Origin of the sequence: Brachybacterium sp., assembly GCF_036379615.1 — a bacterium.
Lineage (GTDB): Bacteria > Actinomycetota > Actinomycetes > Actinomycetales > Dermabacteraceae > Brachybacterium.
The window spans coordinates 51,611-67,755 of the sequence record NZ_DASVGJ010000061.1 but is presented as its reverse complement, the minus strand read 5'-3'; the positions used below and the strand labels follow the sequence as shown (position 1 = coordinate 67,755).

The following is a 16,145-nucleotide window of genomic DNA, read 5'->3' as shown; positions in this document are numbered from 1 at the left end:
CTCAGGCGGGGCCGCCGAACTGCAGGACGGTCTCGCCGTAGGACTTGGTCCCGTCATCGCCCCAGCCCTCGGGCCAGGCGAGCGGTCGGGTGCGCGAGGAGCGCTCGACCACGACGAGCGCGTCGTCGCTGAGCGCCGGGCGGAGGGTGAGCAGCAGCTCCTCGAGCGCCTCCGTGGGGACGTCGTAGGGCGGGTCCAGGAAGACGAGGCTCGCGCCGTGACCGACGAGGGAGGACGCGACGGTCGTCGCCCGACCGGCGCGGACGTCCAGGCGATCGGTGAGCCCGAGGTCCGCCGCGGTGCGGCGGAGCTGCTTGGCGGTGGGCCCGTGGAGCTCGACGAGCAGCGCGTGCGCGGCACCGCGGGAGAGGGCCTCGAAGGCCAGGGCTCCGGTCCCGGCGTAGAGGTCGAGCACGCGGGCGCCGACGAGGGCGCCCCAGCCCTCGAGGCGGTTGAACAGGGCCTCGCGGACCTTGTCGGAGGTGGGTCGAGTGCCCTTCCCGGGCGGGCCGGGGACGGTGCGGCCCCCCAGGGTGCCGGAGACGATGCGCGGCATGTCAGCTCCTCTCCACGTCGGGGTCGGCGTCCCGCAGGCGGTCCTCGATGGCGCGGGCGAGAGCGGGGTGGGCGGTCAGCTCGGGGTCGGACTCGACGACGGCGAAGGCGTCCTCGCGAGCCTGCTCGATCGCCCGGGCATCGCGCAGGACATCGAGGTGCTTCAGGGTGCGCTGGAGGCCGGACTGCTCCTCCCCCACCAGGTCGCCCGCTCCGCGACGGCGCAGGTCCAGCTCGGCGAGCTCGAAGCCGTCGGCGGCGTCGGCGATGCGCTGCAGGTGCTGGGAGTGCTCCTGCCCCACCATCGCGCTGGTGTCGAAGAACGCGATGCCCGGATGCTCGGCGCGGCCCACGCGGCCGCGCAGCTGATGCAGCTGGGAGACGCCGAAGCGCTCGGCGTCCAGGACGATCATCACGGAGGCGTTGGGGACGTCGACACCCACCTCGATGACGGTGGTCGAGACCAGGAGATCGATCTCGCCGTCGACCATCTGCTTCATGACCTGCTGCTTCTCCTCGCCGCTGAGGCGGCCGTGGAGGATCCCGATCCGGGCGCCGGCGAGCTCTGGCCGCTCGGCGAGCCGGAGGGCGCTCTGATGGACGCCGCGGGCGGGCTCGAGGGCGGGCGGCTGCTCCGTGCCGTCCTCGTCCAGGAGCGGCGGTGCCGGGGCGTCCGCCTCGTCCTCGTCGATGCGGGCGCAGACCACGAACACCTGCCGACCCGCGGCGATCTCCTCCGCGGCACGCTGCCACATCCGCTGCTCCCAGGCGGGCAGCTTCTCGTGGACCACGAAGCTGGTGACCCCGGCGCGCCGGCCGGGGCTCTCGCGCAGTGTCAGGACGTCGAGGTCGCCGACGGTGGCGAGAGCCGCGGTGCGCGGGATCGGGGTGGCGGTCATGACGATGACGTGCGGGCTCTGCCCGGAGGGGCCCTTGGCGCGCAGGCGGCGGCGATGGTCCACGCCGAAGCGGTGCTGCTCGTCGATCACGACCAGGCCCAGGGAGGCGAACTCGACGTTCTCGGTGAGCAGGGCGTGGGTGCCGACGACGATGCCCGCCTGGCCAGAGGTGACGTCGAGCAGTGTCTCGCGGCGGTGGGAGGTGCGCTGGGAGCCGGTGAGCAGGCGCACCCGGGTGGCCTCGGGGTGGGCGTCGAGCTGGCCGGCGCGCGCGAGCTCGCCGAGGAGGGTGGTGAGCGTGCGGTGGTGCTGCTCGGCGAGCACCTCCGTGGGGGCGAGCAGCGCGGCCTGGTGGCCGGAGTCCACGGCGCGGAGCATGGCGCGCAGGGCGACGACGGTCTTGCCGGAGCCGACGTCCCCCTGGAGCAGGGCGCTGGTGGGGTGGCCGTGGGCGATCCTTGCTGCGAGCTCGTCGCCGATCTCGCGCTGGCCCGCGGTGAGGTCGAAGGGCAGGCGCTCGTCGAACAGTCCCTGCAGGGGGCCTTCGGCGGCGAGCACGGGGGCCGGGGTGCGCTCGTCCTGTGCGCGCCGCTGGGCGAACACGGACTGCAGGACGAAGGCCTCCTCGAAGCGGAGGTGGGCCATGCCGCGCCGGGTGTCCTCGGTGGTGAGGGGGACGTGGACGAGACGCACCGCCTCCTCGAGCGGGGGCAGGCCGCGGCGCGCGATGACCTCTTCGGGCACCGGGCGACTGAGGGAGCCGGCGAACTCGAGGCCCTTCTCCGTGGCCGAGCGCATGGTGCCCTGCGCGATGTTCTGCTTTAGCGGGTAGACGGGGCGCGGGCGCTGCGCCCAGGCGCGGCCCTCGTCGGTGTCCTCGACCGGTTCGTAGGCGGGATGGGTGAGCTGCAGCGCCTCGCGGAAGTCGTCGTAGCCGACGGTGCCGCGCACCAGGATCAGGGCGCCGACGGGGAGTCGTCCGCGATGCCAATCGACCTGGTGCTGCTTGGTGAGGAAGAAAGTGAGCGGAAGCGACTCGGTGCCGTCGGTGACGGAGACCTCGAGGAGGAATCCGTAGCGGCTGCGCATCGCCCGATCATGCACCGACGTGACCTCCACGATGGCGCTGACCTCCTCGCCCTGGCGGATCTCCCGCAGGGAGCGCAGCGGGGCGGGCACCACGTAGCGGCGCGGGGCGAAGCGCATCATCGTGTCGAGGTCCCGCACGCCGAAGGAGGCCATCGCCTTCGACTCCTTGGAGATCAGCAGCTCCTTCAGCGGCATCGAGCCGCGAGATGCCTCCTGCCTCCTGGCCATGCGGGATTCTCCTCGTGCTCGGTCGTCGCGGCCCCGTGGAGTGCGACCTGCGAGGTCCTATCGTGCCACTGCCCTGGGACGCTGTGGCGGAATCCACAGCCGCCCGGACCACCCCTCCCCTTCAGGCCGGCGGCCATCTGGGCTATGATTCCGTGGTTGCCCTGACCGCCGGGGGTTCGCACCTCCGTGCTCACCCAGGTCACCGACCCCGCCGTACCGGCGCGGGGGTGGAGCGGGCACCGCGATCAGAACATCGACGTACCAGGAGACGACAGTGGCTGCTTCCACGTGTGACATCTGCGCCAAGAGCCCCAGCTTCGGCAAGGCCGTGTCTCACTCGCACCGCCGCACCTCGCGTCGCTGGAACCCGAACATCCAGTCCGTCCGCACTGTGATCAACGGCACCAGCAAGCGCGTGAACGTGTGCACCTCCTGCCTCAAGGCAGGCAAGGTCAGCACGCTCGGTGCCTGAGCGAGACCGCACAGCATTCCGCGAGAGCCCCCACCCGATCGGGTGGGGGCTCTCGTGCATCCTGGGGGCATCCAAGCGCCCCGACCATCACCGCCCGAGGAGCTCCTGATGCCCGCGACCGCGCCCACGATCCTCGCCACCAGTGCCGGCTATCGACCGCACCGACGGCTGCGCTTCGGCTTCGGGCCGATGATGGCCCTCGCCGTCGAGCTCGGCACCGCACAGGGCCCGCGAGGCGGGATACGAGCTGCACCACTGCCGGTACGGCGCCTGCGCTGATCCTCAGGGCACGTCGCGCAGCACGGCGGTGAGACCGTTCGGGATCTCGACCAGGTGCACCGGATCCACCTCAGTGCGGCGCAGGGTGGCCAGCAGCGGCGCCGCGTGCGGGTCGGTGGGGTGGTTGTCGAAGTCCATGCTCGCCGTGCCGAGCGATCGCAGGTCCTCGAGCAGAGCGGCGAGGCAGAGTGCGACATCGGCGCGGGCGTCCGGGGCCGCCGCGTCGACGGCCTCGAGGGCGCCTTCGCGGCGGCTCCCGACGGGTGCTCGGTCCACGCCCGTCTGCTCCTCCGCATCCGTCGGCTCCTCTGTGCGGCCCGTGCCGTAGAGGTCGGCCAGCGCGGTGATCTCGCCATCGCGGACCACCGCCCAGGAGTGCTCGAGCTCGGACTCGTCGTAGAACTCCTCCCCCACCACCGGACGCAGCACCTCGCGGGAGGCGGTGGGTGACCAGCTGGCGTGCTGCCAGGCATAGCGGTCGGTGAGGGCGTCGACGAGCTGTGCGCGCGGGAGGTCAGTCCACGGTGCGGTGCGGACGATGCCGTCCTGGGCACTGCGGACCGCCTCGCACCAGCGGGCGGTGCGATCCGCCTGCACGTCCACGCGCAGCAGCGGGACCTCGAGGTAGGTCACCGCGCCGAGCGATCGCAGGAAGCCATCCCGCTCCGAGCCGGGGACCACCTTGCTTGACAGTGGATTATTGCTGTATCTACCGAGTTCACGAAGAAGGGCTGTTCCGTCGCCTCGTCGTCGATACGCGACGTCGATCTCGAGCTCGACCAGATCGCGTCCCGGGTGGGCCGTGTTCGGGCCGATCCGGCCCACGCCGATCACGCACGGAGCACCGGTGCCGGGATCGTCGATCTCGAGCGCCAGGGCGCGGAACCCCTCCCGCCAGCCATCGGGCTTCAGCCACTCGAAGCGGTGGCCGTCACGGTCGACGTCGGCCGCTGTGGTGGGGCGGAACCGGCGGGAGGGCACGCTCATCCCGTCTCGCTCACTCCGCCGCGGCGTCCGCGAAGGTCGCGGTGTCGATCACGGCCCGGAAGTGCACGTCACCGGCGACCACTCGCTCGTAGGCTGCGTCGGCCTCCTCGACGCCGACCACCTCGATCTTCGCGGCAAGGCCGTGCTCGGCGCAGAAGTCGAGCATCTCCTGGGTCTCGGCGATGCCGCCGATGTTGGAGCCGGCGAGCACCTTGCTGCCGCCGATCAGGGAACCGAACCCCACGGGCTGCTTCGCCGGCGGCAGGCCGACGACCGTCATCACGCCACGGGGCGTGAGCAGGCTCAGGTATCGATCCACGGGGATATCGGCGCTGATCGTGTTCAGGATCAGATCGAACTCGCCGCGGTGCTCGCGGAAGAAGTTCTCCTCGGTGGTGGCGAGGACACGCTGCGCTCCGAGAGCGAGGGCGTCCTGCTCCTTCTTCAGGGAGCGGGAGAGCACGGTGACCTCGGCGCCCATGGCGGCCGCGAGCTGCACGCCCATGTGTCCGAGCCCGCCGAGGCCCAGCACGGCGACGCGCTTGGCACGGCCGTCGACCTGCTCACCGGCGCCCCAGCGGCGCAACGGTGCGTAGGTGGTGATGCCTGCGCACAGCAGCGGTGCCGCGGCGTCGAATTCGATCTCCGCGGGGATGCGGAGCACGAAGCGTTCGTTGACCACGACCTTCTCGGCATAGCCGCCCTGGGTGACGGTGCCGTCGACGTCCTTCGCGTTGTAGGTGCCGACGTTGCCCTCGAGGCAGTTCTGCTCCTGATCGGCACGGCACTCCTCGCACTGCCCGCAGGAGTTCACCATGCAGCCCACGCCCACGCGGTCCCCGACCTTCCAGTCGGCGACGTCCGCGCCGACGGCGGCGACGGTGCCCGCGATCTCATGGCCGACGGTCAGCGGGAAGCTGGCCTCGCCCCACTCGTTGCGGATGGTGTGGATGTCGCTGTGGCAGATGCCGGCAGCCTTGATGTCGATGACCACGTCATCGGCGCGCGGGTCCCGGCGCTCGATCGCGGTGACGCGGAACGGCTGGTCGGGACCAGTCTTCTGCAGGGCCTTGACGGTGATCGGCATGGGGAGTCCTCCGGACGTTCGTGGGGGTGGCGCGACCAGCGCCGCCCGTCAGCCTAGCGCTGCGCCGGTGTGCCGCGCTCAGCCGACGTGGTCAGCCGAAGTGATCGAAGCCCGCACCGTCGATCGCCTCGCCGCCGAGGAGCACGCAGGGGCCGCCGGGGCCCACCGGGCGCACCTCGCCGATCGTCCGGAAGCCCTCCGGGACCTCTCCCGGGCCGAAGGCGGCGAGCATCGCGTGCTCCTCGCCGCCGTGGAGGACCCAGGCGCACGGGTCCTCCCCCAGCTCGGCTGCGAGGCCCGCCAGCATCTCGACGTCCGGGGCGAGCGCCTCGCGGTCGAGCTCGAGGGTCACCTGGGAGGCGGCAGCGAGCCGACTCCCGTCACGGACCAGCCCGTCGGAGAGATCCATCATGGCGTGCGCGCAGCGGCCGACGGTCCAGCCGAGCGAGAGGTCCGGCTCCGGGGCATCGTGCCACTGCAGCAGCTCCGCGGCCGAGCTGTCCTGGACGGTGCGGAGCATGATCGTGGGCCGGCCGTCGGCCCCGGTCCGTACCAGGGCCCGCTCCCCCAGCACCAGGGCGAGCCCGGCGGCGGACCGGCCGAGGCGCGGGCTGCCGATCGCGAGGACGTCCCCCGCCCGGGCGCCGGAGCGACGCACCGGCTGCTGGCCCACGGGCAGGGAGCCCATCGCCGTGACCGTGATGGTGAGCTGCTCCGCACGGCCCAGGTCGCCGCCGACGATGCTCGCGCCGTCCGCCTCGGCCCGCGCCGTGAGGCCGATCGTGAGCTCCTCGAAGACGGTCGCCGGAGTGTCAGCGGGGGCGGAGATCGCGACCACCAGTGCATGGGGCCGGGCGCCCATCGCGGCGACGTCGGCCAGGTTCTGGACGGCGGCCTTGCGACCGATCCAGCGCGGGGTCGTGGCGTGGGGCAGGAAGTCGTGGCCCTCGACGAGGGTGTCGGTGGTGACCACCACACGAGGCGAGGGAAGGGTGAGCACGGCCGCATCGTCGCCGGGGCCCACCTCGACCTCTGTGCCGTGACGCAGGTGAGGCAGCATGCGCGCCAGGAGCGCGGATTCGTCCCGGGGTGCGGCGGCCTCCTCGGGGATCGCGCGCGAGATGTCGTCGTGGGGAAGGTCGCCTGGCATGTGCACAGTCTGCCCGACCATGCCCGCTAGGCTCGTCACGTGCTCCGCTCCCGTCTGCTCGCCCTGCCCGCCGCCGCGCTGATGGCGCTGGGCCTCGCCTCCTGCGGCACGGTGCAGGTGCCGCCCGGCCCGGAGGCCACGGACCCGACCTGCGCGGACATCGTGCTCTCGGCGCCTCCCGAAGTGCTGGGCATGAAGAAGGTGGAGACCTCGAGCCAGGGCACCGCCGCCTGGGGCAGCGGGGAGGACACCATCGTGATGCGCTGCGGGGTGACCCCGCCCGGCCCGACCACCGATCTGTGCACGACCCTCACCGACGGCGACGACATCGAGGTCGACTGGATCGTGCGCGAGCTCGAGGGCGAGGTGTTCCTCTACACCACCTACGGTCGCGAGCCCGCGATCGACGTGTCGGTTCCCCGATCAGCGGCCCCCGATCAGCCCTCGGGCGCGGCGCTGGATCTCTCCCAGGTGATCACCCGGAACATCGAGGCCACGGATCGCTGCATCGGCCCGGGCGACGAGCCCGCCGCCTAGTGCGCGACCCGCGCCGCTCACCGGGCGCCGAGGCGACGGGACCGGGCGCGCTCGATCAGCTCCCCGATGAGGTCCGCGTAGCTCAGCCCCATGTTCTCCCAGAGCACGGGGAACATGGAGTACGGGGTGAAGCCCGGCATCGTGTTGACCTCGTTGATCAGCACCCGATGGTCCGACGTGACGAACATGTCGACCCGGGCGAGGCCCTCGAGGCCGAGCGCGGTGAAGGCGCGGACGGCGGTCTCGCGGGCCTCCTCGAGCACGGCGTCGGGCAGTGCGGCCGGAACGTCGATGCTGACGGTGCCCTTGCCGAAGTACTTCGCCTCGTAGTCGTAGAACTCGAGGTCCGCACCGACCTTCACCTCGCCGGGAAGCGTGGTGCTGGGCTCTGCGCCGTCCCGGCCCTGCAGCACGCCGCACTCGACCTCACGGGCGCTCAGACCCTCCTCCACCAGGACCTTGGGATCCTCGGCGAAGGCGCTCTTCATCGCGACCTCGAGCTGGGCCGGATCGCTGACCCGGGTCACTCCGAGGCTCGAGCCGGCCCGGGCGGGCTTGACGAACCAGGGCAGCGGGTGGTTGTTGCGCAGGTGGGTGGCCACGCGGTGGGAGTCGGCCGCCCAGCGGTCTTCGTGCACGACGATGCCTGGAGCGCACTCGAGGCCGGCGGCGCGCAGCGCGAGCTTGGTGGCGGCCTTGTCCATCGCGGTGGCCGAGGCGAGCACGCCGCTGCCCACGTAGGGGATGTCGAGCATCTCGAGCATGCCCTGGACGGTGCCGTCCTCACCGTAGGCGCCGTGCAGCAGGGGCCACACCACGTCGATGTCGGCGAGATCGCGGACGATGCCGTCGCGGACGGTACGCAGGGTGATCGGTCGCCCGGGGAGATGGCACACGCCCGGCAGCAGCACCTCGTCCCCGGCAGGATCGACCTCGGGCGCCCGGCCGTCGACCATGGTCCAGTCGCTGGGGTCGGCGGAGACGTGGACCCAGCGGCCCTCGCGGGAGATGCCGAGGGCGATCACGTCGAAGCGCTCGCGATCGATCGCGGCGAGGATGCCGCCCGCGGTGACGCACGAGATGCCGTGCTCGCCGCTGCGGCCGCCGAACAGGAGGGCGACGGTGGTTCTCATGCCCTGAGGATATTCATTCCGGACGGGTGGAGCGTGACAGCAGGGCCGCGGTGACCTCGTCGATCCGAGCACCGTGGTCCACGACGGCCACGACGGCGCGGGTGATCGGCATGTCCACACCCCGTCGCTCGGCGAGATCCGCGACGGCGCGGGCGGTGGCGACGCCCTCGGCGGTCTGTCCCACCTCCGCGGCGGCGGCCTCGACATCCAGGCCGCGTCCGAGAGCGAGGCCCAGGCGGTGGTTGCGGCTGAGCGGAGAGGCGCAGGTCGCGACCAGATCCCCCAATCCGGCGAGGCCCGCGAAGGTCTCCGGGCGGCCGCCGAGGGCGACCCCCAGACGGGCGATCTCCGCCAGTCCCCGCGTGATGAGCGAGGCGGTGGTGTTGTGGCCGTGCCCGAGGCCGGTCGCAGCCCCCACCGCGATGGCGATGACGTTCTTCACGGCGCCGGCGATCTCCACGCCGACCACATCGGTGGAGGTGTAGGCCCGCAGGTAGGGCGCCTCGCACCAGCCCGCCAGCTCCTCGGCCAGCTCCTGCGCGGGAGCTGCGACGACGCTCGCGCAGGGACGGCGCTCGGCGATCTCTGCAGAGAGGTTCGGACCCGAGAGCACGCCGATGCGTCCGGGATCGACTCCTCCGGCCGCGGCGATCACCTCGCTGATGCGGGCGTCGGTGCCCCGCTCGATCCCTTTCACGAGCGAGAGCACGGGGACGTCGGGAAGGGCCGGCCAGGCCCGCAGGGTGTCGCGCAGCGACTGGGCGGGAATCGCGAGGATCACTCCGTCGGCACCCTCGAGCGCCTCCTCGAGGCGGGAGGTGCCGTCAATCGCCTCCGGCAGGGCGTGGCCGGGCAGGTAGGCGCTGTTGCGATGCTCCTCGCGGATCTCGCGGGCGATCTCCTCACGGCGGGCCCAGAGCGCCACCTCGGAGCCGCCGTCGGCGAGGACACGCGCGAAGGTGGTGCCCCAGCTGCCGGCACCCAGCACGGCCAGTCGCGGCCGGGCGCCCGGGTCCATCGCGCTCGGGTCCGCAGCGCTCGGGTCCGCAGCGCTCGTCCCCCCAGTTCTGGTGTGCCCGGTGCTCATGAGTCCTGCCTGAATGCTCGATATCCCCGCTGGGGCCGGCCCACCTCGGGCCGGTGGGCGTCCCGTCGGCCGTCGTGCAGGAGGGCCGGCGGCGACTGCCCGCGCAGCTGCCCGAGCTGCTCGGCGATGCGGGCCATCAGCTCCTCGGTGATCCGCAGCGCGGCCTGGTGGGTGGTCTCGCCCACCTGCCGTGAGACGGTGTACGGCTCCCCCACCAGCATCTGCACGTGCCGGCCGGGACGCGGCCGCGGGAGCGGCGAGCCGACGGGCCACAGTGCGCGCCCGCCCCAGGTCGCGATCGGCAGCAGCGGTGCGCCGGTCTCCAGGGCGAGCCGGGCGGCGCCCAGGCGGGACTGCATCGGCCACAGGTCGGGATCGCGCGTGTAGGTCCCCTCGGGGAAGATCATGATCAGCTCACCACGCTCCAGCGCGGCCCGCGCATCGGCCAGTGCATCGGTGCTGCGGGAGGTCCCGCGCCTCACCGGGATCTGGCGCGCACCGCGCAGCAGGGCGCCGAGCACCGGGATCCGGAACAGGCCCTCCTTGGCGAGGAATCGCGGGGCGATGCCACCTGCCTGGAGGAGGTGGCCATAGCCGAAGGGGTCGAAGGCGCTGAGATGGTTGCCGCAGCCGATCATCGCGCCGGGCGTCGCCAGGTGCTCCGTGCCCTGCCAGCGGGGACGGGACAGCAGTGCCATCAGCGGACGCAGCGGGATCTGGGCGAGGCCGATGACCGCTCCGGCCCGACGCGCCGGAACCCGCGCGGAGCCCACGTCCCAGCTGCGCAGCAGGCGGGTGATCACGAGGGCGAGGAGCCCCGGCCCAGCGCCTTGCGCGAGACCTGCCCGGTGAGCGAGGCCGCACGCGGGTCGCCGGCCAGAGCGCGGCGGCGCAGGGTGGTGGGTGCTCGACGCGCCAGGGTGTTGACCGCCGCGGCGTGCATGAGGCGGCGCGGGGCCCATGCGAGACGGCCGCGCACCGAGCGGTACTTCACCGCGGTGGTGACCTGCAGAAGGTCACCGCCCGGCAGCAGCGCCACCCCGATGCGCACCGTGAGCTTCTCGTCGTCGTCGATGATCAGCGCCTCGGAGCCGACCACCTCGTCCGCCACGAACTCCTTCTCCGGCGGCGGCACCATGTCGAACAGCCGCACCGCCTCGTCGCGCAGGGCGCGCAGGCCCCGGGAGGTCAGCGGCGTGTTCTCGTGGGCGAAGATCGCCTGCGCCCACACCCGGGGATCCGTCTCCTCGAGGCCACCGGTCGGCACGATCACCACATCGCAGTAGTCAGGGATCGGGATGTCGCGCAGAGCCAGCGAGGTCGCGGTCATCGGCCCTCCTCCCAGTACACGGCGCCGAGGGCGGAGAGCTTCTCGCGGAAGGACTCGTACCCGCGGTCGATGAGGTCGATGCCGCGGATGGTGGAGTCGCCGTCGGCGCCGAGCGCGGCGATCAGGTAGGAGAAGCCTCCGCGGAGGTCCGGGACGGTGATGTCCGCCGCGTGCAGGGCGTGCGGACCGGAGACCACCGCGGAATGGTTGTAGTTGCTGCGCCCGAAGCGGCAGCTCGAGCCGCCCAGGCACTCGCGGTAGACCTGGATGCGGGCGCCCATGTCGTTGAGCGCCGAGGTGAAGCCGAGCCGGTTCTCGTAGACCGTCTCGTGGAGGATCGAGATGCCGTCGGCCTGGGTGAGGGCGACGACGAGCGGCTGCTGCCAATCGGTCATGAACCCGGGGTGGACGTCCGTCTCCAGGGCGATCGCCTTCAGCGGCGTGCCGGGATGGTAGAAGCGGATCCCGTCCTCGCGGATGTCGATTCCGCCGCCCACCCGTCGGAAGACGTTCAGGAAGGTCGCCATCGGCTTCTGCTGGGCGCCGCGCACGAAGACGTCGCCCTGGGTGACCAGTGCCGCGCAGGCCCACGATCCGGCCTCGATCCGGTCCGCGAGAGCGGTGTGCTGGTAGCCCTCGAGGCGGTCGACGCCCTCGATGGTGATCGTGCGGTCGGTCTGCAGGGAGATGAGGGCGCCCATCTTCTGCAGCACCGCGATGAGGTCCTCGATCTCCGGCTCGACCGCCGCATTGGTGAGCTCGGTGATGCCCTGGGCGCGGACCGCGGTGAGCAGCACCTGCTCGGTCGCGCCCACGCTCGGGTACTCGAGGTGGATCTTGGTGCCCTTGAGGCCGTTCGGCGCGGTGATGTAGATGCCCATCTCGCGCTTGTCGACCACGGCGCCGAAGCTGCGCAGCACATCGAGGTGGTAGTTGATGGGGCGGTCGCCGATCCGGCAGCCGCCGAGGTCGGGGATGATCGCCTCGCCCAGCCGGTGCAGCAGCGGCCCGCAGAACAGGATCGGGATGCGGGAGCTGCCGGCGTGCGCGTCGATGTCCACGACGTGCGCGCTCTCGACGTTCGACGGGTCCAGCTCCAGCGTGCCGCCGGCGACATCGTGCTCGACCTTGACGCCATGGATCGAGAGCAGGTTCGAGACGATCCGCACGTCACTGATGTCGGGCACCGAGCGCAGCACGCTCGCGCTCTCCCCCAGCAGTGCCGCGACCATCGCCTTCGAGACCAGGTTCTTGGCACCGCGGACGGTGATCTCACCGTCGAGCGGGCGGCCTCCGCGCACGTGGAAAGTCGAGCTCATGGTGTCCTCACCTCGAAGGTGGGGCGTGCTGGACGCCCGCATCTGACCGGGTCACCATACCGGAGCGACCTCCACGACGACCGGGCCGGGCGGCGTCGGCTCAGGCGGTGTCAGCTCAGGCGGTGTCGGCGGTGCGGGCCGGGAGCGTCTTCGGCATCCAGGAGGGTCGCTTCGCCTCGAAGTCGGTGATGTCCTGCTCATGGCGCAGAGTCAGGCCGATGTCGTCCAGGCCCTCCATCAGGCGCCAGCGCGTGTAGTCGTCGACCTCGAAGCGGAACGTCGCATCCCCGGCGTGCGCCTGGCGGTTCTCGAGGTCGACGGTCACCTCGGTGCCCGGGTTCTCCTCGAGGATCTTCCACAGCTGCTCGAGGTCGTCCTGCGAGAGGATCCCGGCGACCAGTCCCTGCTTGCCCGCGTTGCCGCGGAAGATCTCCGCGAAGCGGGTGGAGAGCACCGCCTTGAAGCCGTAGTCGCGCAGGGCCCAGACGGCGTGCTCGCGGGAGGATCCGGTGCCGAAGTCGGGACCGGCCACCAGGACCGACCCCTTCGTGTAGGCGGGCCGGTTCAGCACGAAGTCGGGATCGTTGGTGCGCCAGGCGTTGAACAGGCCGTCGTCGAAGCCGGTCTTGGTGACGCGCTTGAGATAGACGGCGGGGATGATCTGGTCGGTGTCGACGTTGCTGCGGCGCAGCGGGACGCCGATGCCGGTGTGGGTGGTGAAGGCTTCCATGGCGGTGCTCCTGGTGCTCCTGGTACGGCGGGTCAGGCGACGGGCTGGAGATCGGACGGGGCGGCGTCCGCTCCGAGGTCCGACGGGGAGGACAGGGTGCCGCGCACGGCGGTGGCGGCCGCCACCACGGGCGAGACCAGGTGGGTGCGTCCGCCCTTGCCCTGGCGGCCCTCGAAGTTGCGGTTGGAGGTGGAGGCGGCACGCTCGCCCGGGGCCAGCTGGTCCGGGTTCATGCCCAGGCACATCGAGCAGCCGGCCTGTCGCCACTCCGCGCCGAAGGCGAGGAACACCTGATCCAGGCCTTCCTGCTCGGCCTGCAGGCGCACCCGCGCGGAGCCGGGCACGACCAGCACGCGCACGTCGGGATGCTTGCTGCGACCCTCCAGCACCGAGGCGAAGGCACGCAGGTCCTCGATCCGGCCGTTGGTGCACGAGCCCATGAAGACGGTGTCGACCTTGATGTCCTTGAGCGGAGTGCCCGGGACCAGGTCCATGTACTCCAGCGCCCGCTCGGCCGCGAAGCGGTCGCTCTCGTCCACGAAGTCCTCCGGGGCGGGGACCTCGGCGGACAGCGGGAGCCCCTGGCCGGGGTTGGTGCCCCAGGTGACGAACGGCTCGAGCTGGTCGGCGTCGATGAAGACCTCGGCGTCGAAGACGGCGTCATCCTCGGTGCGCAGGGTCTTCCAGTACTCGACGGCCTCGTCCCAGTCCTCGCCCTGCGGGGCGTGGGGACGGCCCTGGACGTACTCGAAGGTGGTCTCGTCCGGGGCGATCATGCCTGCCCGGGCGCCGGCCTCGATGGACATGTTGCAGATCGTCATGCGTCCCTCCATGGAGAGGGAGCGGATGGATTCGCCGCGGTACTCGAGCACGTAGCCCGCACCGCCGCCGGTGCCGATCTTCGCGATCACGGCGAGGATGATGTCCTTCGCGGTGACGCCCGGCTTCAGGGAGCCGGTGACGGTGATCGCCATGGTCTTGAAGGGGTTCAGGGGCAGCGTCTGGGTGGCCAGCACGTGCTCGACCTCGCTGGTGCCGATGCCGAAGGCGAGGGCGCCGAAGGCTCCGTGGGTCGAGGTGTGGGAGTCTCCGCACACCACGGTGATGCCCGGCATCGTGAGCCCCAGCTGCGGGCCGACGACGTGCACGATGCCCTGCTCCTTGTCGCCGAGCGAGTGGATGCGCACGCCGAACTCCTCGGCGTTGCGGCGCAGGGTGTCGATCTGGGTGCGCGAGGTGATGTCCGCGATCGGCTTGTCGATGTCGATCGTGGGGGTGTTGTGGTCCTCCGTCGCGATCGTCTGATCGATGCGACGGGGCGTGCGACCCTCCTGGCGCAGGCCGTCGAAGGCCTGCGGGCTCGTCACCTCGTGCAGCAGCTGGAGATCGATGTACAGCAGGTCCGGCTCGCCGTTCTCACCGCGACGGACCACGTGATCCGCCCAGACCTTCTCTGCGAGGGTCCCCGCCATGTCGATCCTTCCCTGCGCCCGTCGTGGGGGCGCGTTCCTGAATGCTGAGCAGCGTCCGGGGTGCGAACGCTGGGTCCATGGTCGGTGGGTCCACGATGCGGCGCACTTGCGTCTCACCAAATAAGACGGCAGTATCGGACCATGGACAAGACCTCGGAGGAGAACGGCAGCGGCGTCGGCGTGCTGGACAAGGCGGCGATCGTGCTCGGCGCCCTGGAAGCAGGCCCGGCGACGCTCGCCCAGCTCGTGCAGTCGACCGGCCTCGCCCGCCCCACGGCGCACCGCCTCGCGGTGGCGCTGGAGTTCCACCATCTCGTCGCTCGGGACATGCAGGGGCGCTTCATCCTCGGCCCGCGCCTGGGCGAGCTGGCCGCAGCGGCCGGCGAGGATCGCCTGCTGGCCTCGGCCGGCCCGGTGCTCGCCGCGCTGCGGGACCACACCGGCGAGTCGGCCCAGCTCTACCGCCGCCAGGGCGATCACCGCATCTGCGTCGCCGCCGCCGAGCGGCCGATCGGCCTGCGCGACTCCGTGCCGCTGGGCGCGGCGCTGACCATGCGTGCGGGCTCCGCCGCGCAGATCCTGCTGGCCTGGGAGGAGCCGGATCGCCTGCACCGCGGTCTGCTCGGCGCCCGGTTCACCGCCACCCAGCTCTCGGCGGTGCGGCGGCGCGGCTGGGCTCAGTCCATCGGGGAGCGCGAGCCCGGCGTGGGCTCGGTCTCCGCGCCCGTGCGCGGGCCCAACGGGCGCGTGGTCGCGGCGCTGAGCATCTCCGGGCCGATCGAGCGCATCACCCGCCAGCCCGGGCGCCTGCACGCCGCCTCCGTGATGAGCTCGGCGAACCATCTCACCGAGCTCCTGCGGCGCGCGGGCGCCTGACGCACCGCGAGAGCCGCCGGATCGCGGAGGGCGTCAGTCCCGTTCGATCCAGACCGGTGTATTGGCGAAGCGCAGCACGTTGACCAGCTGACGCGGGGCGGCGACCTTGCCTCCCGCCCCCGGGGACCGCTCCCCTGCGACCACCATCAGGCAGGCGTCCTCGCTCGCCCGGACCAGCTGCTTGGGGTTGTCCGACACGGCGATCGTCACATCGCGCACGAACACCGAGGGGTGGGTCAGTGCGACCCGCTGCGCGACCCCGTCGAGGATCTCCTGCGCCTCCCCCGGCGTGGTCTCGGGCCGCACGACCAGGTGGATGTCCCGTCCATAGGCCTCTGCGAGATCCGCCGCCCGAGTGACCACCTCGCTGGCCAGCTCATGGTGCACGAGTCCGATGGGGCCCTGTCCGTCCACCTTGCCCCGCACCACCACCACCGGGCAGTGCGCGCGGGCCGCGAGCGCCAGGCTCTTGGAGCCGACGATCAGGGTCATCAGCCGCCCCATCCCGCGACCGCCGAGGACCAGCAGATCCGCCTCGCGGCTGGCTCCGACCAGGACAGGGACGGCATTGCCATCGGCGACCTCCGAGGTCACGGGGATGTCGACCCGGCATTCGCGGACTATCGCCGCCGCATCCTCGATGAGGGTGTGGGCGGCGCTGCGGAAGCCCGATCCCGCCATGCCGGAGATCGGCTCGATGTTGACGTCCAGCTCGGTCCAGACGAAGGCGTGGACGAGGTGGAGGCTGCCGCCGACGGCGGCGGCGTGGCGAGCGGCCCAGCGGACCGCCTGATCGGATTCGTCGGCGTCGAACACGCCGACCGTGATGCGGGGACCGGTGCTGTGCTCCATGTCACGACGATACTCCGCGGCACGAGGACCTGACCAGGAAATGCAGAAGGAGCCGGCACCCGT

At 71.8% G+C, this 16,145-nt stretch carries 17 protein-coding genes; 4 read left to right on the top strand and 13 right to left on the bottom strand.

What is annotated here, in order from left to right; genetic code table 11:
* Position 1: 1 nt before the first annotated feature.
* A complete protein-coding gene (rsmD, locus tag VF289_RS12580; RefSeq protein WP_330884234.1) occupies positions 2–556 on the bottom strand; it encodes a 16S rRNA (guanine(966)-N(2))-methyltransferase RsmD in 555 nt (184 codons plus the stop codon).
* 1 nt (position 557) lies between these two features.
* Positions 558–2,771, bottom strand: coding sequence for an ATP-dependent DNA helicase RecG (locus tag VF289_RS12575; RefSeq protein WP_330884233.1), 2,214 nt, complete (start codon positions 2,769–2,771; stop codon positions 558–560).
* 274 nt (positions 2,772–3,045) lie between these two features.
* Between VF289_RS12575 and rpmB the strand changes: the two genes are divergently transcribed.
* Both rpmB and VF289_RS12565 read left to right on the top strand, forming a co-directional pair.
* Entirely contained in the window at positions 3,046–3,243 is a 198-nt protein-coding gene (gene rpmB, locus VF289_RS12570; RefSeq protein ID WP_087485416.1) for a 50S ribosomal protein L28, read from the top strand.
* A gap of 108 nt (positions 3,244–3,351) precedes the next feature.
* Complete coding sequence (locus VF289_RS12565) at positions 3,352–3,522, top strand: hypothetical protein (RefSeq protein WP_330884232.1); 171 nt, start codon at positions 3,352–3,354, stop codon at positions 3,520–3,522.
* A gap of 3 nt (positions 3,523–3,525) precedes the next feature.
* Here VF289_RS12565 and VF289_RS12560 read toward each other — a convergent pair whose 3' ends face one another.
* The 3 genes from VF289_RS12560 to thiL form a co-directional block, all read right to left on the bottom strand.
* A complete protein-coding gene (locus tag VF289_RS12560; protein WP_330884231.1) occupies positions 3,526–4,509 on the bottom strand; it encodes a GNAT family N-acetyltransferase in 984 nt (327 codons plus the stop codon).
* A 10-nt stretch (positions 4,510–4,519) separates the two neighbouring features.
* Complete coding sequence (locus VF289_RS12555) at positions 4,520–5,596, bottom strand: NAD(P)-dependent alcohol dehydrogenase (protein WP_330884230.1); 1,077 nt, start codon at positions 5,594–5,596, stop codon at positions 4,520–4,522.
* 91 nt (positions 5,597–5,687) lie between these two features.
* A complete protein-coding gene (gene thiL, locus VF289_RS12550; protein WP_330884229.1) occupies positions 5,688–6,746 on the bottom strand; it encodes a thiamine-phosphate kinase in 1,059 nt (352 codons plus the stop codon).
* Positions 6,747–6,785: 39 nt separating this feature from the next.
* Here thiL and VF289_RS12545 point away from each other — a divergent pair, with 39 nt between their 5' ends.
* Positions 6,786–7,283: a DUF3515 family protein gene (locus VF289_RS12545; protein ID WP_330884228.1), complete on the top strand. Its 498-nt coding sequence runs from the start codon at positions 6,786–6,788 to the stop codon at positions 7,281–7,283.
* A gap of 17 nt (positions 7,284–7,300) precedes the next feature.
* Here VF289_RS12545 and VF289_RS12540 read toward each other — a convergent pair whose 3' ends face one another.
* The 7 genes from VF289_RS12540 to leuC form a co-directional block, all read right to left on the bottom strand.
* Complete coding sequence (locus VF289_RS12540; protein WP_330884227.1) at positions 7,301–8,416, bottom strand: D-alanine--D-alanine ligase family protein; 1,116 nt, start codon at positions 8,414–8,416, stop codon at positions 7,301–7,303.
* Positions 8,417–8,429: 13 nt separating this feature from the next.
* Positions 8,430–9,434 carry an NAD(P)H-dependent glycerol-3-phosphate dehydrogenase gene (locus tag VF289_RS12535; RefSeq protein ID WP_330884396.1) on the bottom strand — a complete coding sequence of 335 codons (1,005 nt, stop codon included), beginning with the start codon at positions 9,432–9,434 and terminating at the stop codon, positions 8,430–8,432.
* A gap of 65 nt (positions 9,435–9,499) precedes the next feature.
* The gene (locus VF289_RS12530; protein WP_330884226.1) at positions 9,500–10,306 is read right to left on the bottom strand and encodes a lysophospholipid acyltransferase family protein; all 807 of its coding nucleotides are present in this window, start codon (positions 10,304–10,306) and stop codon (positions 9,500–9,502) included.
* Positions 10,303–10,833, bottom strand: a complete 531-nt coding sequence (locus VF289_RS12525) for a hypothetical protein (RefSeq protein ID WP_330884225.1) — start codon at positions 10,831–10,833, stop codon at positions 10,303–10,305. The genes VF289_RS12530 and VF289_RS12525 overlap by 4 nt, the downstream gene beginning before the upstream one ends.
* Complete coding sequence (gene murA / locus VF289_RS12520; RefSeq protein ID WP_330884224.1) at positions 10,830–12,152, bottom strand: UDP-N-acetylglucosamine 1-carboxyvinyltransferase; 1,323 nt, start codon at positions 12,150–12,152, stop codon at positions 10,830–10,832. Before murA ends, VF289_RS12525 begins: the two co-directional genes overlap by 4 nt.
* A gap of 115 nt (positions 12,153–12,267) precedes the next feature.
* Positions 12,268–12,882: a 3-isopropylmalate dehydratase small subunit gene (gene leuD, locus VF289_RS12515; protein WP_330884223.1), complete on the bottom strand. Its 615-nt coding sequence runs from the start codon at positions 12,880–12,882 to the stop codon at positions 12,268–12,270.
* A gap of 32 nt (positions 12,883–12,914) precedes the next feature.
* Entirely contained in the window at positions 12,915–14,354 is a 1,440-nt protein-coding gene (leuC, locus tag VF289_RS12510; protein WP_330884222.1) for a 3-isopropylmalate dehydratase large subunit, read from the bottom strand.
* Positions 14,355–14,495: 141 nt separating this feature from the next.
* On the opposite strand from leuC, the gene VF289_RS12505 reads away from it, so the two are divergent.
* Complete coding sequence (locus VF289_RS12505) at positions 14,496–15,230, top strand: IclR family transcriptional regulator (protein WP_330884221.1); 735 nt, start codon at positions 14,496–14,498, stop codon at positions 15,228–15,230.
* A 33-nt stretch (positions 15,231–15,263) separates the two neighbouring features.
* Here the strand turns inward: VF289_RS12505 and VF289_RS12500 are convergent, their stop codons facing one another.
* Complete coding sequence (locus tag VF289_RS12500; protein ID WP_330884220.1) at positions 15,264–16,082, bottom strand: universal stress protein; 819 nt, start codon at positions 16,080–16,082, stop codon at positions 15,264–15,266.
* Positions 16,083–16,145 lie beyond the last annotated feature (63 nt).

Excerpts from the sequence above, each read along its gene's own strand:
- rsmD (WP_330884234.1), bottom strand. The coding sequence starts at position 556 with ATGCCGCGCATCGTCTCCGGCACCCTGGGGGGCCGCACCGTCCCCGGC.
- VF289_RS12575 (WP_330884233.1), bottom strand. The coding sequence starts at position 2,771 with ATGGCCAGGAGGCAGGAGGCATCTCGCGGCTCGATGCCGCTGAAGGAG.
- VF289_RS12565 (WP_330884232.1), top strand. The coding sequence starts at position 3,352 with ATGCCCGCGACCGCGCCCACGATCCTCGCCACCAGTGCCGGCTATCGA.
- VF289_RS12560 (WP_330884231.1), bottom strand. The coding sequence starts at position 4,509 with ATGAGCGTGCCCTCCCGCCGGTTCCGCCCCACCACAGCGGCCGACGTC.
- VF289_RS12555 (WP_330884230.1), bottom strand. The coding sequence starts at position 5,596 with ATGCCGATCACCGTCAAGGCCCTGCAGAAGACTGGTCCCGACCAGCCG.
- thiL (WP_330884229.1), bottom strand. The coding sequence starts at position 6,746 with ATGCCAGGCGACCTTCCCCACGACGACATCTCGCGCGCGATCCCCGAG.
- VF289_RS12540 (WP_330884227.1), bottom strand. The coding sequence starts at position 8,416 with ATGAGAACCACCGTCGCCCTCCTGTTCGGCGGCCGCAGCGGCGAGCAC.
- VF289_RS12535 (WP_330884396.1), bottom strand. The coding sequence starts at position 9,434 with ATGGACCCGGGCGCCCGGCCGCGACTGGCCGTGCTGGGTGCCGGCAGC.
- VF289_RS12525 (WP_330884225.1), bottom strand. The coding sequence starts at position 10,833 with ATGACCGCGACCTCGCTGGCTCTGCGCGACATCCCGATCCCTGACTAC.
- murA (WP_330884224.1), bottom strand. The coding sequence starts at position 12,152 with ATGAGCTCGACTTTCCACGTGCGCGGAGGCCGCCCGCTCGACGGTGAG.
- leuD (WP_330884223.1), bottom strand. The coding sequence starts at position 12,882 with ATGGAAGCCTTCACCACCCACACCGGCATCGGCGTCCCGCTGCGCCGC.
- leuC (WP_330884222.1), bottom strand. The coding sequence starts at position 14,354 with ATGGCGGGGACCCTCGCAGAGAAGGTCTGGGCGGATCACGTGGTCCGT.
- VF289_RS12505 (WP_330884221.1), top strand. The coding sequence starts at position 14,496 with ATGGACAAGACCTCGGAGGAGAACGGCAGCGGCGTCGGCGTGCTGGAC.
- VF289_RS12500 (WP_330884220.1), bottom strand. The coding sequence starts at position 16,082 with ATGGAGCACAGCACCGGTCCCCGCATCACGGTCGGCGTGTTCGACGCC.